Annotated in this window: 16 protein-coding genes and 2 pseudogenes; 4 read left to right on the plus strand and 14 right to left on the minus strand. The window is 34.3% G+C overall.

What is annotated here, in order from left to right; genetic code table 11:
- Positions 1 to 13: 13 nt before the first annotated feature.
- The 6 genes and pseudogenes from FFM65_RS10910 to FFM65_RS10935 all read right to left on the minus strand — a co-directional run bounded on the left by FFM65_RS10910 (position 14) and on the right by FFM65_RS10935 (position 5,144).
- Positions 14 to 845: pseudogene (locus FFM65_RS10910) on the minus strand (SDR family NAD(P)-dependent oxidoreductase).
- A 16-nt stretch (positions 846 to 861) separates the two neighbouring features.
- Positions 862 to 1,365, minus strand: a complete 504-nt coding sequence (locus FFM65_RS10915) for an SRPBCC family protein (RefSeq protein WP_119318784.1) — start codon at positions 1,363 to 1,365, stop codon at positions 862 to 864.
- Positions 1,366 to 1,378: 13 nt separating this feature from the next.
- On the minus strand, positions 1,379 to 2,365 hold the full coding sequence (locus tag FFM65_RS10920; protein ID WP_162897997.1) for an alcohol dehydrogenase catalytic domain-containing protein: 987 nt from the start codon (positions 2,363 to 2,365) through the stop codon (positions 1,379 to 1,381).
- Between the two features lie 121 nt (positions 2,366 to 2,486).
- Positions 2,487 to 3,272 (minus strand): glucose-1-dehydrogenase, encoded by a 786-nt coding sequence (locus FFM65_RS10925; protein WP_119318782.1) that lies wholly within the window; start codon positions 3,270 to 3,272, stop codon positions 2,487 to 2,489.
- 18 nt (positions 3,273 to 3,290) lie between these two features.
- Positions 3,291 to 4,145 carry a GRP family sugar transporter gene (locus FFM65_RS10930; RefSeq protein ID WP_119318781.1) on the minus strand — a complete coding sequence of 285 codons (855 nt, stop codon included), beginning with the start codon at positions 4,143 to 4,145 and terminating at the stop codon, positions 3,291 to 3,293.
- 159 nt (positions 4,146 to 4,304) lie between these two features.
- Positions 4,305 to 5,144 (minus strand): alpha/beta fold hydrolase, encoded by an 840-nt coding sequence (locus tag FFM65_RS10935; RefSeq protein ID WP_119318780.1) that lies wholly within the window; start codon positions 5,142 to 5,144, stop codon positions 4,305 to 4,307.
- 121 nt (positions 5,145 to 5,265) lie between these two features.
- On the opposite strand from FFM65_RS10935, the gene FFM65_RS10940 reads away from it, so the two are divergent.
- A complete protein-coding gene (locus tag FFM65_RS10940) occupies positions 5,266 to 6,102 on the plus strand; it encodes a LysR family transcriptional regulator (RefSeq protein ID WP_119318779.1) in 837 nt (278 codons plus the stop codon).
- A 94-nt stretch (positions 6,103 to 6,196) separates the two neighbouring features.
- Positions 6,197 to 6,589: a tautomerase family protein gene (locus FFM65_RS10945; RefSeq protein WP_119318778.1), complete on the plus strand. Its 393-nt coding sequence runs from the start codon at positions 6,197 to 6,199 to the stop codon at positions 6,587 to 6,589.
- A gap of 48 nt (positions 6,590 to 6,637) precedes the next feature.
- Here the strand turns inward: FFM65_RS10945 and FFM65_RS10950 are convergent, their stop codons facing one another.
- From FFM65_RS10950 to FFM65_RS10960, 3 genes are read right to left on the minus strand one after another with little or no spacing between them, the layout of a single operon-like run.
- Complete coding sequence (locus FFM65_RS10950; RefSeq protein WP_119318777.1) at positions 6,638 to 7,291, minus strand: NAD(P)H-binding protein; 654 nt, start codon at positions 7,289 to 7,291, stop codon at positions 6,638 to 6,640.
- Positions 7,292 to 7,308: 17 nt separating this feature from the next.
- The gene (locus tag FFM65_RS10955) at positions 7,309 to 8,130 is read right to left on the minus strand and encodes an aldo/keto reductase (RefSeq protein ID WP_119318776.1); all 822 of its coding nucleotides are present in this window, start codon (positions 8,128 to 8,130) and stop codon (positions 7,309 to 7,311) included.
- A gap of 11 nt (positions 8,131 to 8,141) precedes the next feature.
- Entirely contained in the window at positions 8,142 to 8,795 is a 654-nt protein-coding gene (locus FFM65_RS10960) for an SDR family NAD(P)-dependent oxidoreductase (protein ID WP_119318775.1), read from the minus strand.
- 84 nt (positions 8,796 to 8,879) lie between these two features.
- Here FFM65_RS10960 and FFM65_RS10965 point away from each other — a divergent pair, with 84 nt between their 5' ends.
- Positions 8,880 to 9,827, plus strand: coding sequence for a LysR family transcriptional regulator (locus tag FFM65_RS10965; protein WP_119318774.1), 948 nt, complete (start codon positions 8,880 to 8,882; stop codon positions 9,825 to 9,827).
- A gap of 187 nt (positions 9,828 to 10,014) precedes the next feature.
- On the opposite strand, the gene FFM65_RS10970 is transcribed toward FFM65_RS10965, so the two are convergent.
- Complete coding sequence (locus tag FFM65_RS10970; protein ID WP_119318773.1) at positions 10,015 to 10,872, minus strand: aldo/keto reductase; 858 nt, start codon at positions 10,870 to 10,872, stop codon at positions 10,015 to 10,017.
- 111 nt (positions 10,873 to 10,983) lie between these two features.
- Here FFM65_RS10970 and FFM65_RS10975 point away from each other — a divergent pair, with 111 nt between their 5' ends.
- A complete protein-coding gene (locus FFM65_RS10975; protein ID WP_119318772.1) occupies positions 10,984 to 11,865 on the plus strand; it encodes a LysR family transcriptional regulator in 882 nt (293 codons plus the stop codon).
- Here the strand turns inward: FFM65_RS10975 and FFM65_RS10980 are convergent.
- The 4 genes and pseudogenes from FFM65_RS10980 to FFM65_RS10995 form a co-directional block, all read right to left on the minus strand.
- Positions 11,862 to 12,362: a cyclophilin-like fold protein gene (locus FFM65_RS10980; RefSeq protein WP_119318771.1), complete on the minus strand. Its 501-nt coding sequence runs from the start codon at positions 12,360 to 12,362 to the stop codon at positions 11,862 to 11,864. The genes FFM65_RS10975 and FFM65_RS10980 overlap by 4 nt on opposite strands.
- A gap of 96 nt (positions 12,363 to 12,458) precedes the next feature.
- Entirely contained in the window at positions 12,459 to 12,674 is a 216-nt protein-coding gene (locus tag FFM65_RS10985) for a HigA family addiction module antitoxin (protein WP_119318770.1), read from the minus strand.
- Positions 12,675 to 12,684: 10 nt separating this feature from the next.
- On the minus strand, positions 12,685 to 12,846 hold the full coding sequence (locus tag FFM65_RS10990) for a type II toxin-antitoxin system RelE/ParE family toxin (RefSeq protein ID WP_371851285.1): 162 nt from the start codon (positions 12,844 to 12,846) through the stop codon (positions 12,685 to 12,687).
- A 159-nt stretch (positions 12,847 to 13,005) separates the two neighbouring features.
- Positions 13,006 to 13,875 (minus strand): annotated as a pseudogene (locus FFM65_RS10995) (aldo/keto reductase).
- Positions 13,876 to 13,895 lie beyond the last annotated feature (20 nt).

Genomic DNA, 13,895 nt, shown 5'->3' on the forward strand with positions numbered 1-13,895 from the left:
TTTACTAACCTCATTAATCATCTGTTGATACAGAAAGATTGCGTCGACTCTTTATTTCATCGACTATACTCTCTAAATTACTAATACCACCCTCAAAAGCAAATTGTCCCAATGGTAAATGTTTAGGTAATTCTTTTCCGCTTATAACTTGATTATAAATCACTTGGGCAATTTTTTGTGGATTTCCGGGTGGCTGATGTAACAGAATCAGGAACACTACTAATGTCATCAGAGAATTTTTGATAGTCACTAATTGTTGGTTTGACCTTCTTAGAAGAACGGCCAGACCAATTAGTTCTAGCTCCACTAGGTTCAACATTCATTACTTGAATGCCAAGATCACTGACTTCTTGACGAAGAGTATCAGAATATCCTTCGACGGCATATTTAGTAGCACTGTAAAAACCCATTGTAGGTAATGTCGTTAATGCCAGGGCTGAAGATAGGTTAACAATAATTCCATCTTTTTGCTTTCTCATGATAGGTAAAACTGCATTAGTCATATTTGCTAATCCAAAAACATTAACATCAAACATATAATGAACTTGTTGCATATCACTTTCTTCAATGGTAGAGAAATATCCTAAACCAGCGTTATTAACTAGGACATCAATTTTTCCGAAACGGTCATATGCACTCTTAACAATATCTTTAACCTTAGGTGTATCAGTTACATCCAAAATCACTTTAAGAATTTTACTATCATTGTATTTATCTAAATAATCTAAATCTGACATCTTTCTGGCAGTTGCGATTAAATTATTATCAACATTAGCGGCCACTATTTGTGCCAATTCTTTACCAAATCCACTTGAAGTTCCTGTTATTAACCATGTTTTTGTCATATTAATTTACTCCTTATTATTTTTTAGAAATATTGATCAAACCAACTAGCCACTTTTGGTGACCGTTCAACATTGGATTAGGATCCTGTTTTGCTAAATCTTTAGCGGGTTTCCCAATTTGTGATTCTTGAGTAATTATTCTAATTCGACCATCATCTAACTTTTCAATCAAAAAAGCATGATAAACATCGAATTGAGTATCTTCATCACCATTTTGCCAACCGTGCCATGCCAATCTAGCGGTTTTTCCATCAACTGGTTTGACTAATTCCATTACTTGAGCATCAATTGGAAATCCAAAAGTGTCAAAATGAAATTTTTCGGCAAATTTTAATAAAGAACTAGATTTATCACTTAAAACGATATTTGTGGCATTGTCGTAATAAGTTTCCCATTTAGACGTATCAACTAAATTACTCCAAACTGTGTCGATGTCGACTTGATTACTGATAACTTCATTTGAGACGAAGTTATCTGTCGTTCCTGGTAAATATTCTGTAGACCAATTAATTGATTTCATATTAATTTTCTCCTTAAATGTTTGTTTGATTTTCTATCACTAATTTTCCAACCATATGGTGTCCACCAACAATCTCATGTGCTTTTTTTATTGTTTCCGCATTGAGTGGTGCCTTAATAGATTTACCTTTTGTAGAATGAATTTTATTCTCTGATATAAGTTCACCCAGTAAACTCAATAGTTCACCTTGACTTTGAATACGGTAATTATATTTACTCTTGGTAAACATCAATTCCCAATCAAAGCTCAATGATTTCTGTTGTAATTTTCTAACATCGACTGGTGTATTAGTTCCCGTAATATTGACCAAATGTCCAAATGGGCGAACTAATTCCACTGTTTCGTCAAAATATCGTCCTGTATCGAATAAATTAATACTGTTGTCGATTGTTAAACCTAAATCATTAATCTGTTGCACTAAGTCTTTATGGTAATCGATTTGATAGTCGACATGGTTCTTCTTTAACCATGGATAATTTTTAGGGCTACTAGTTGCTACTACTTTTAAACCAATCAAATGCGCTAATTGGGTCAAAATTGAGCCAACTCCACCAGCACCGTTGATTACTAAAATGGTTTCATTATTATTCTTAGCTGGATTTTGAGAGTAATTTAATTTTTCAAATAAAATTTCCGCTGCGGTCAACCAAGTTAATGGCATTGCGGCTAAATCACTAAAATTATTATTAGGAGCTAAAGCTACGAGATTTTCATCAACTAACTGTTCATCCGCATAACTCCCAGCTCTTTGTGTCGTTCCAGAATAAAAAACTAAATCGTCTTTATGAAATTTATTTACTTTAGATCCGACTTCAATAACCACGCCTGCTGCATCAAATCCTAGAACTCTAGAATTAGCAGTGTGGGGATTCTTTTTTATATCAACTGGATTGATTGAAATTGCTTTAACTTTTACCAAAATATCTGAGCCAGTTGGATGTAGTTCTCCCATCGGTTTATCAGAAAAACTACCATCGTCGTTAATTATTACTGAATTCATATGATTATTCCTTTCCATCAAAGAATAAACATACTTTATATCCTGGAGTCGGCTCCAGCACAAGCATTTAATTTATTTTTTTGCAAAAAAAAAGATGCTCTCGCATCTTTAAAAACATTAATTATCCTTGACCATTCATAAATGCTGGGTAAAGTGTCATCCCACCATCAATGAATAAAGTTGTACCTGTAACATAACTTGATTCATCAGAAGCCAACCATGCAGCACCGGCAGCTACTTCTTCAGGTTTACCGATTCGATTCATTGGAACCATAGAAACAGTTTGGTCATATTGTTCTTTGTCGGCAAATTTCTTAGCATTGATTGGTGTATTAATAGCACCAGGTCCAATAGCATTGACACGAATACCATCTTTAGCATATTCCATTGCAATTGTCTTAGTGAATAATTTTACTCCACCCTTAGCAGCTGCGTATCCAGCAAATGTTGGCCATGGAATTTGTTCATGGACTGATGACATGTTGATAATATTACCTTTCTTATTATTATTTTTGAAATAAGCTAAGGCAGTTTTAGAACCTAAGAAGACACCAGTTTGATCAATAGCTATCATCTTATTCCAATCATCAAGTGATAATTCATGGGTAGCTGATTTGATTTCCATACCAGCATTGTTGACCCAAACGTCCAAATCACCGAAATTATCTAAAGCAGCTTGAAGTAATTCTTGATTACCTTTTTCAGTTGAAACATCGGCTTGAACGATAACGGCTTTACCGCCATTTTTTTCTACAACTGCAGCAGCTTCTTGAGCACCTTTTTCATCGCTATGATAATTGATCACAACTGACATATGTTCTTTACCGAATCTTTCAGAAATGGCTGTTCCAATTCCTTTTGAACCACCAGTGATTACCGCAATTTTTTTATTCAAATCTTTATACATAATTGATTCCTCCAAAATTTAAAATAATGTAGTAACAACGGCCCCGACAACAGTCAATACTAAACCAAAAATCGTTAATTGTAATTCATGTCGACTTTTCTTTTCATGCAAGAAAACCATACCACCAATAGTAGAAATAACTACTGATAGTTGTGAAACGACAAAAGCTGAATTAACACCGTTGTCACGAACTGACAAGATATAAGCAACCGAAGCAATTGAAAAGATGAATCCTGCTAGTAAACTTTGCCAACTAGACTTTTCTTTCAATATTTTTGGCTGACGAATAAATATTATATAGAGTAGTACTACTACTACCATCCCCACTGATTCTGGGAAAAAGATAGCTAAACCAGAAGATATCATAGCTTTAGGAATGGAGTTATAAACTAGAAAACCTACTGTTGTTAAAATTAACATCACTAAAGTTCTAGTTTGCTTGTTTGTTGAAGAACTCTTTTGATCTTTTTTAGCCGTCATGAAAACGCCAATAATCAAAAGAATAATTCCTAAAAAGCCAAAAATTTTAGCGTTAGTTGACACCCATTCTCCAAAAAGAAAAACTCCTATTAAAGACGTTCCAATCAATTGGAGCCCTGTTGAAATTGGCATTGTTTGCGACACACCGATTTCTCTATACGCATTATACTGTCCTAATTGACCGACAATCCAAAATCCCCCTGCCAAGGCTGCTAATAGAAAGGTCCCAATGGAAATACTTGGCTTCATTATTAATAGAACAACTATACTGACAATCAATGTCCCAACGGCTGTTCCAAATATCTGATTAATAGGTTTCCCATTTATTTTTGATACAGCCAAGGGCAAAATTCCCCAGGCCAGAGCTGGTAATAACATTAAAATGATACTCATATCTTATTCACTTCCGTAATTTTCATACCTCTCAAACAACATAAGTAAGTGTACAGCTGTTGTTTCATGAAAAAAATTACTAGATAAGCATGATAGTATACTTCAAATGTATACTGTTAAAACAAAAAAACGACACCTTTCCGATGTCATTTTTCTCAGTTATGCCCATTTATTTAAAATCAATTGACCAATTTCTTGATAATGTGTTTCCAAAACGAAATGTCCACCATCTAGCAAATGAACTTCCGCATTCTTATCATCCTTTGTAAAAGCTTGAGCTCCTTGATAAACAAAGCTAGGATCATTTTTACCCCAAGCAGCAATGATTTCCGGTTGATAATCACGAACGTATTTTTGATATTTAGGATAATTAGCGACGTTACTTTGATAATCAAAAATTAAATCTGACTGTCTCTCTGCATAATCAGGTGATTCAGTATAGTGAATATCTAACGTGTAGCCATCTGGAGAGACAGTACCCGCTTTTTCGCCACCAGTGTATTGACCGATAATCGTCTCCGGCTTAAAAGCTGATTTATAATTTTCACGTAATTCCTTAGTAGGATTAGCCCAATAACTCTTGCGACCTTCCCACTTTGAACCAAGACCTTCTTGATAAATATTGCCATTTTGACTAACGATACCAAGAATTCTATCCGGATATTTTACAGCTAAGTTAAAACCAATTGGTGCTCCGTAGTCGAAAACATACATATAGAATTTATCAATTTTCATCGCATCTAAGAAACCATCAACGTAATTCGTTAGATTGGCAAATGTGTACTCGAATTCTGTGTGAACTGGTGCATCTGATTGACCGAAACCGATGAAATCTGGAGCGATGACGTGGAAATCATTTTCTAAGATTGGCATTAAATTTCTAAACAAATGACTAGCTGTAGGAAAACCATGTAATAGTAGAAATGTTGGTTTATTCTTGTCGCCACTTTCGCGATAAAAGATGTTCAATCTATTTACTTTAACTGTTGAGAATTTCATATTTACTGACCTCGTTTTTGTTTTAATTAACTTACAAGTTCAGTATATGGTCGTTTGGATATATAATAAACTATGATAATGAGAATTTTGATATATCAAAAACAGATATCAGGAGTAAATTATGAATACTAACACTTTAGAAATGTTTATTACGATTGCCCAAACAGGCAGTATTTCCAGTGCTGCTGAAAAATTAGGCTACGCTCAATCTAATATTTCAACTAAGCTTCGCCAATTAGAAGCTGATTTGAATACACAATTATTTTATCGAAACAACCGTGGTATCACCTTAACTGATACCGGCAAGGAATTCTACACCCGAGCCATCAAGATTATCAGCTTGACTAATGATGCAATCGATCAATTAAAACATCCCGAAAACATTCAAGGAAATCTTAAAATTGGCACTCTTCAGACTGCTGCTTCAACTTTTTTGCCAACAATACTTTCAAAATTTCACCGACAAAATCCGCAAGTTGAATTATCGATTGCTACGGGGACAACTTTGTCAAGTGCCCAAAAAGTCCTCAATTATGAGTTGGATGGTGCAATTATTGGTGGCAAAGTTAGTGAAACTGACCTTACCGTTATCCCTTTAATGGACGAACAATTATCATTAGTCGCTCCCAGTAGTGATATTGATATCGACAATGCACCTCTGTTAGTTTTTCCAGTTGGTTGTGCCTACCGTAAAACTCTGGAAAGTTATCTCGATTCCAAGCAAATCATGATTCATCATCCAATTGAATTTAATTATCTCAACGCCATCGTTGCCAGTGTCAGTGCTGGTTTGGGCATTAGTTTACTACCTACAAAGGTGGTTCAATCTTATTTAGATCAAGGAACCATCAAAGAAATTCCACTACCCAAGGATTTTTCAACATTGCCGGTCTCCTTCATTTATCGAAAAGACCATATCATGACCCAATCATTTCAAGAATTTACCAAAATCCTTTAGCTATCTCAAATTCAGATAACAAGTTTCGCAACCTAATATTTCTCAAACGGATAATCAGCTGTTATAGTTAAGAAAAAACAAGGGAGAACACGTTATGCCATTAATGAGAGTCGATATGTTTAGAGGACGTACTAAAGAACAAATCAAAGAAATTTTAGATATCAGTTATCAAATCGCTTCCAGAGAGTTTCATCTATTACCTAAAGATAGATACCAAATCGTAACCCAACATGATCCTGAAGAAATGATTATTGAAGATGTTGGTTTAGGATTTACTCGAACGAAAGATTTCTTGATGTTTAGTTTAACTTCCAGCCCTAGAAAATTAGCTGACAAAGAAAATTTTTATCGTGAATTAGTTAAAGAACTACATGAAAAAACTGGCATTTCACCAGAAGACATAATGATAAATATCACGCCTAATACTAAAGAAGACTGGAGTTTTGGTAATGGTGAAGCACAATTTATTAACGGAAAATTAAATTAGAATCATCAAAAAAGCCATATCGAAATTGATATGGCTTTTTCTTTACTTCTAATAAACTGGTCGAGACATGCCGTTTGTTGCAGGATCAGAAATACCTATACTTTCACGTTCATATAATTTTGGATCTTCAATTATTGCTGTAATTACACTAGCAACACTTTCTCTTGATCCAGAGGTGCCCAACCAAGCATCATGTTGACGTGTTATTTGATAATTATTATTTTGGTGATCATTTAAATATGGCAATCTTAACGTCGTATAATCCAGTGAAGATTTTTCAAATAATTGATCTTCTTGTCGAGCCAAGTCTAATCCATACCAATTTTCTAATTCAGACATCACATTCTGACTAAATTCTGCTGGCAATTCATTATACAACCCCAAAATATTCGTTGCGATAACTCGAGGTACATTATTTGCTTTCATTGCTCTAATAACATTTTGACTAATTCTATTTTCGGTTGAACGATCAACCATTGCAATATAAACAATATTTTGTCCTTCCATCGCAGAACTGATTTGTTGATAATCATTAGCATCACCCTCGACTAAAGTTATTTGTGGGTTATTCACTAAATTATTTAGACGTTGACTATTTCTAAGGAATAAGGTCAAATGAATGTCTGACAAGTTCAACAGAAGCTGCTTTTCAACTAATTGAGCAATTCGACCGTTAGCACCAATAATTAAAATATTTTTCATTCTACTACCTCTTTAATTTAATAAGCTGTTTCATTCATTGATTCTGGCCAATTTTTGATTGAGTGATGCTTATCAAATTTTCTCAGAGATTCTATTTCTTCATCAGTCATCTTGAATGAGAAACTGTCAAAATTACTCTTAATATGTTCCATATTTGTTGATTTAGGAATAGTGATAATCCCTTGTTGTGTCAAAAATCTTAACAAGACCTGTGCCGAGCTGACGTGATACTTATTTGCCAAATCTTTGATTTCTGGTAAATTCATCATTTCTCCACCAAAATTTTCACCCAATGGAGCCCATGATTCATGTTTTATCCCATTTTCTTTTAAGAATGGATGCATTTTTTGTTGTTGCCAGTAAAGATGAGTTTCGATTTGGTCCACGGCAGGAACAACGTCAGTATTCTTCATTAATACTTCAAGTTGTTTAATATTAAAATTGCTAACACCAATTGCACGAGTTTTTCCTTCTTTTAGGGCTTGCTCAAGCGCTTTATAAGTTTCAATATCATCCCCGTTAGGCCAATGAATAATAATCAAGTCTAAGTAATCACTGTTTAATCTCTTCAACGATTCATCAATACCTTGAAGCGTTGCCTGATAACCTTTAGTTTGAGTCTTTGAAGTTATGAAGACATCAGATCTTTTTAATCCACTGCTTGAAACAGCCTCTCCGACTCCAGATTCATTTTGATAAACTTGAGCCGTATCAATACTGCGGTAACCAACTTTTAAAGCATCTGCTACTACTTGAGCAGTTTGAGTTGGTGGAGTTTGAAATGTTCCATATCCTAAAATGGGCATTTTAACATCGTTATTTAAAGTTATATATTCCATAGTTTTCCCTCTTAGTATAAAAGTTGATATTCATTGCGGTCACGATACATTTTCCAGTATTCTTTGGCAATTAAACTAGGGTCATTCTTAGAATCCCCTTTTTGAATAGCGCCATTAACAATAACACTTCCAACAAAGATTCCTCTTGGTTTTAATTCTTCATGCAAAACAATATTCATGGCATTCAAAGCTGCTTTATCAATGCACAAAGCCTTTAAATTCATAATTGGTTCAAAAGTCTTGGCAAAACCACCACCAGTAAAAATTATGGCACCTTTTTTATCAGCAAATTCTTGTGTAGAAACTACCTGAGCGGCATGCCAAGCACTAGCTGCATCGATTTGATAACGTTTCATCAAGAATTCACTGTCAACTTTTTGATCACCATCTGGTGTAGTGATTCCAATGTTATAAACCAAAGCATCCGGCGTACCCCATTTTTTAATGACATCATTGATTGCTTCTGTCAAAGTCTCTGGGTAAAGTGCATCACCAGTATGAGTATAAGTTTCGATTCCTTGGCTTTGGAATTCTTGAGCATATTGATCTAAATGCTTTTGGCTGCGTGAAATTAAGGCGATTCTAAAGTCATGTTGTGCAAATTCTTTGGCAACAGAATTGCCTAATCCTTCACCAGCACCAATTAAGATTAAAGTTTTGGTCATTTATAATTCCCCTTTTCCATGAACGAGCTACGAGATTAATTATAATTTTTCAATAATTGTTTAAGAATAGCCAGAAAGGCTATAATGTATTTACCAAAAGTAAATGCGAAAGGAAATCTACTATTAATGATCAGTCGCCAAATGGAAGTCTTTATGCAAGTTGTCGAGAGCAAAAGTTTCAATCAAGCCGCCAAAGAATTATTGATTACCCCAGCTTCAGTCATGAAACATATGAACAACCTAGAAAATGAACTAGACGTAACTTTATTTAATCGCAATAGCCAAGGCATAACTTTGACTTCTGCGGGGGAATCTTTTTATAAAGATAGTAAGAAAATTGTCGACTTTGCTCAAGAAGCGGTCACTAGAGCTCAAAATATTGAAAAAGATGAAGGTATCAATATTAGAATCGGTTCCTCTTTGTTAGATTCAAGTTCTGTCTTCACTAAATTATGGCAACCATACCAAATTAAATATCCACAATATAAATTCGATATTGTTCCTTTTGAAGACAATCATAAAAAAATTCTCTCAGTCTTTTCTAAATTGGGAGAGAAAATTGATATTATCGTAGGCTCTTTCAATTCCAATAATATGCGACAACATGCTTCATTCTTACCTTTAGGAAACTATAAATTTTGTATTGCGGTTCCTAAATCCCATCCTTTAGCTAATAAAAAAATGTTATCCCTGAACGATTTACATAATGAGACTTTAACGATGGTCAAATATGGTGATTCACCAGTCATTGATAATTTTCACGATATGTTAAACCAACAGCATCCTGAAATTGAAGTTAAAGGAACTGAATATTATTACGATATTAATACTTTTAATAAATGCGAGCAGACTGGAACTTTGTTATTGACCTTAGACGGTTGGGAAAACGTTCATCCCGGATTAATCACTATTCCTTTGAATCAAAATTATAAAATTTCTTACGGCATCATTTATGCTAAACATCCCTCAGAAAAGGTAAAAAAATTCATTAAAATAGTAGAGAATGAAGATTCTCTTAATTGCAAAAAATAAGCCACTGATCAATGCAGCGACTTATTTTTTTATTTTTAAACTATTTGCCTGATTTTTAGCCACTACGAAGAAATCTTCAGTTTTTTCGTGTGATCTAATACCCTAAACTATTAATTAGGTTTCTACATATCCAGCAACAAAGAACATCAAAAAATCCTACTAGATTAATTTCTAGCAGGATTTTTAATTACTTCAATTTAGCCAAACTGGAACCAAAGATTTGTTCAATTGTAACTGGATCACGGTGGTCGAAGAATTGACTTTCATTTTTGTCCAAGCTACTCATAACTTTCATATCGTCAGCGCTCAATTCAAAATCAAAGACATCGATGTTTTCTTTAATTCTATCTTCGTGAACTGACTTAGGAATAACTACGATACCACGTTGCAAGAGCCATCTAAGAATTACTTGACCATTAGTCTTATTATATTTCTTAGCAATTTTAGCAATCGTTTCGTTAGTAAAAATATCATGTTTTCCTTCAGCGAATGGTGCCCAAGCTTCAACACGAATGTCTTCTCGATTGGCAAAATCTACTTCTGAAGGTTGTTGATACCAAGGGTTAACTTCAATTTGATTAACGACAGGTTTGATGTTAGTTGTTAGTTCCAAATCCTTCAATTGATCGGCATAGAAGTTTGAAACTCCGATAGCACGAATCTTACCTTCTTTTTGGGCCTCTTCCAAAGCTCTCCAAGCACCGACAGTATCGCCGTATGGTTGGTGTAATAAATACATATCAAGGTAATCTAAGCCGAGATTTTTCAAAGAAGTATCGATACCTTTTTTGGCACGATCATAAGTGAAGTCCGAAACCCACAACTTTGAAGTGATGAATAAATCTTCACGACTAACGCCAGATTCTTTGATCGCTTCACCAACGGCAGTTTCATTTTGATAAGCCGCGGCTGTGTCGATTAAACGATAACCATTTTTAATAGCTGTTAAGACTGCTTGTTTACATTGTTCTAAATCGGTTATTTGGAAAACTCCAAAACCTAATTGGGGCATTTCCATTCCATTATTTAATTTAACGTTTTGCATTTTACTACCTCTTCTTTTATCTGATGACTACATTTTATAATCATGGTTATCATTTGAAAATTACTTGTTTGATATGCTACCATACGTTCAATGTATACTAAGAGGTGCAAAATGATAGATAATTACTTATTAGAAGAACTCGTTGCATTTAAAAAATACGGTACTCTAGCTGCTACAGCTCAACATTTATTGGTTACTCAACCAACGGTTACTCGAGGAATGCAAAAATTAGAAGATGAATTTGGCGTGCAAATCTTTGATCGCCAACCCAACCGAATTACCTTGACCAAAACTGGCGAACTGGCTGCTAAGGAAGCTCAAAAAGTCATTGATCAAAACAATCAATTGATTGAAACAGTTAAGAAATATGACTACAACCACAAAAATATCAAAGTTGGTTCGGTTGCCCCAGGTCCTTTGATTTTATTAGAAAAAATCAAGTCATCCAAACTAGCTGATGCCCATCTTGTCTTGGATCACAAATTAATGGAAACTGAAGATGTTTCTGGAAAACTTTTGAATCACGACTACTCATTCATTTTGACTAATCAAGAACTCATGACTGACAAAATCGAATCATTATACATTGGAACTGAACGTTTATCTGTCAATCTCAATCAATTCACACTATTAGCCAATAAAAAATCAGTTTCATTTAATGATTTGAAAGGCTTAAGTTTCATCGTCTTATCAGATATTGGTGTTTGGAAAAAAGTTGCCGAAGGTAAAATCCCTGATGCTAAATTCCTTTATCAAGAACAACGTGAAGCTTTTTCGGAAATTACTAAGTATTCTGATTTTCCTTACTTCACAACTAATATTTCTAAAATTAATCCTGATGACAATTTCTCCGATCACGACCAAATCAACGTTCCTATTAGCGATGAAGCCAGTAGGATGGATTTTTACGCTGCTTATTTAAAAACTAACCAAAAACAAATAGCACCCATTCTTAAAACAATGTCTGCTTCTTGGAGTAAGTACCTCAATTAGTCTTTTGAAATCGTGACATTAACATCGTTCCCCATATTCTTTACGACGTCTTTATAATTGTCTGAATCAAAAGATCCGATAATATGAATTCCTTCATAATAATCTTCTGTACCGTAGTAAAAGACGATTCGTTGTTGTGGTGACCAATAGCCAATGGCACCTTTAGTTCCTTCGTGACCTTTGGGCATCCCTTTAGTTGTTAAGGAATGATTCAAGTCGGCAACTTTTTCTGGCATATCCATGAAATCTCTAAACTTTAAATTTGTTGGCAATTCCTTGGCAAAAGCTTTTGCAGCACTAGAGTTATTCAAATGTGCTTTTAACTTGGTTCCATTAATATTGACTGTTATTTTGGTCCGTTCGTTTTTTTCTGAAGTTGTTACTTGGCTGACACGATCGTTTGAAGTGCTAGTTTGCGAAGTTTGTTTTTTCTGTCCACAACCAACTAGAAATACTAACACCATTGTAAAAATTATTAATTTCGAAATTTTTTTCATTAAAATAAACCACCTACATTTTAGATTAGATTTATTTTAAGCGGAAGCGACTTCCATGTTAAATACTTATATTCTATTATTAACTATAATATTTTATTATGAATATAAAAAGTATTTATCAGATACTCCAAAAAATCTTCCCAACCTGATGGAAGTATCAACGGTTATTTGTCTCTGGTCATGAAGGATGTCTTGTATTCTAGAAGTTGGTACATTAATATTCTTGGCCAGTGCATATGCAGAAAGATTCAAAGGATTCATGAATTCCTCCTTCAGGATTTCACTAATTTTAGGTGTTGTAATTTTATCCATAATATTCTCCTTAATGATTAGCCGGAGGAACTCTAAGATCATTAATATTAGCTGCATTATCTATCATAATCAATTTACGTAAAGCAATCTTCTGAATTGATTTTTGAAATTTCTTTGAAAAACATTGATAATATACCATTCTCGTTTCCTTATCAGCGAAAGTTTTTATCATACACGCAATTCGTTACATTCAAATCATTTGTATTGTTTTTTATATTAATACAATATTTCTATTTCACGATTTCATCATACAGAACATACGTTCTGCAAACAAGTAAAAAAATAAGAGCTCCCAGACGTAAAAATCTGAGAGCTCTCTTCTTATCTATTATTAATCATTAGCATGGACATCAAAAGCATTCAACAACATATCTTCAACACCAGGTGCATCAGGATTGTGCATGCCTTTACCATTACGGTCTAAGGTTCTAATTGCATCCATTTCATCTGAAGTTAATTCAAAGTCAAAGATATCTTTGTTAGATTTAATTCTTGCTTCGTGAACTGACTTAGGAAAGACAATTACACCTTCTTGATGTTCGAAACGTAAGATGATTTGTCCAACGTCTTTACCATATTTCTTAGCTAAATCATTCAACAATGGTTCACTGAACAATTCCTTACTACCTTGACCAAGTGGACCCCAAGCTTCTAGAGTCACGTGTGCTTTAGCCATAATTTGACGTAGTTCTTTTTGTTGGAAATATGGGTCAAATTCGACTTGGTTAACACTAGGCATTGTCGCAAACTTAGGAACAAATTCATTCCAAATCTTAGGGGTCATGTTAGAAACACCGATTGAACGAATCTTGCCAGCCTTTTTAGCCTCTTCCATAGCCTTCCAAGCTTCGTCAACTTTGCCATATGGTTAGTGAATCAAGTATAAATCAATATAGTCTAAACCTAATTTTTTAAGTGAAAGATCAATTGCTTTTTTAGCATCTTCATAGGCATAATCTTGGAGCCACATTTTTGAAGTTACCCAAATTTGATCACGAGGGATGCCGCTGTCTTTGATAGCCTTGCCGACTTCTTGTTCATTGAAGTATGCGACCGCTGTATCAATGTGACGATAGCCGAGTTTCAAAGCATCACTTACTGCCTTATAAGTGCTTCCGTCTGCAGGAATTTGGAAAACTCCGAAACCAAATGATGGAATTTCTGTGCCGTCATTTAACTTGAATGTAGGAATGTTTGTCATATAATTACCTCTTCTTGTTT

It is taken from the genome of Companilactobacillus formosensis, from assembly GCF_005405305.1.
Taxonomy (GTDB): Bacteria; Bacillota; Bacilli; order Lactobacillales; family Lactobacillaceae; genus Companilactobacillus; species Companilactobacillus formosensis.

Excerpts from the sequence above, each read along its gene's own strand:
- FFM65_RS10940 (WP_119318779.1), top strand. The coding sequence starts at position 5,266 with ATGAATACTAACACTTTAGAAATGTTTATTACGATTGCCCAAACAGGC.
- FFM65_RS10960 (WP_119318775.1), bottom strand. The coding sequence starts at position 8,795 with ATGACCAAAACTTTAATCTTAATTGGTGCTGGTGAAGGATTAGGCAAT.
- FFM65_RS10970 (WP_119318773.1), bottom strand. The coding sequence starts at position 10,872 with ATGCAAAACGTTAAATTAAATAATGGAATGGAAATGCCCCAATTAGGT.
- FFM65_RS10980 (WP_119318771.1), bottom strand. The coding sequence starts at position 12,362 with ATGAAAAAAATTTCGAAATTAATAATTTTTACAATGGTGTTAGTATTT.
- FFM65_RS10920 (WP_162897997.1), bottom strand. The coding sequence starts at position 2,365 with ATGAATTCAGTAATAATTAACGACGATGGTAGTTTTTCTGATAAACCG.
- FFM65_RS10915 (WP_119318784.1), bottom strand. The coding sequence starts at position 1,365 with ATGAAATCAATTAATTGGTCTACAGAATATTTACCAGGAACGACAGAT.
- FFM65_RS10930 (WP_119318781.1), bottom strand. The coding sequence starts at position 4,145 with ATGAGTATCATTTTAATGTTATTACCAGCTCTGGCCTGGGGAATTTTG.
- FFM65_RS10945 (WP_119318778.1), top strand. The coding sequence starts at position 6,197 with ATGCCATTAATGAGAGTCGATATGTTTAGAGGACGTACTAAAGAACAA.
- FFM65_RS10950 (WP_119318777.1), bottom strand. The coding sequence starts at position 7,291 with ATGAAAAATATTTTAATTATTGGTGCTAACGGTCGAATTGCTCAATTA.
- FFM65_RS10990 (WP_371851285.1), bottom strand. The coding sequence starts at position 12,846 with ATGATAAAAACTTTCGCTGATAAGGAAACGAGAATGGTATATTATCAA.
- FFM65_RS10985 (WP_119318770.1), bottom strand. The coding sequence starts at position 12,674 with ATGGATAAAATTACAACACCTAAAATTAGTGAAATCCTGAAGGAGGAA.
- FFM65_RS10955 (WP_119318776.1), bottom strand. The coding sequence starts at position 8,130 with ATGGAATATATAACTTTAAATAACGATGTTAAAATGCCCATTTTAGGA.
- FFM65_RS10935 (WP_119318780.1), bottom strand. The coding sequence starts at position 5,144 with ATGAAATTCTCAACAGTTAAAGTAAATAGATTGAACATCTTTTATCGC.
- FFM65_RS10925 (WP_119318782.1), bottom strand. The coding sequence starts at position 3,272 with ATGTATAAAGATTTGAATAAAAAAATTGCGGTAATCACTGGTGGTTCA.
- FFM65_RS10965 (WP_119318774.1), top strand. The coding sequence starts at position 8,880 with ATGTATTTACCAAAAGTAAATGCGAAAGGAAATCTACTATTAATGATC.
- FFM65_RS10975 (WP_119318772.1), top strand. The coding sequence starts at position 10,984 with ATGATAGATAATTACTTATTAGAAGAACTCGTTGCATTTAAAAAATAC.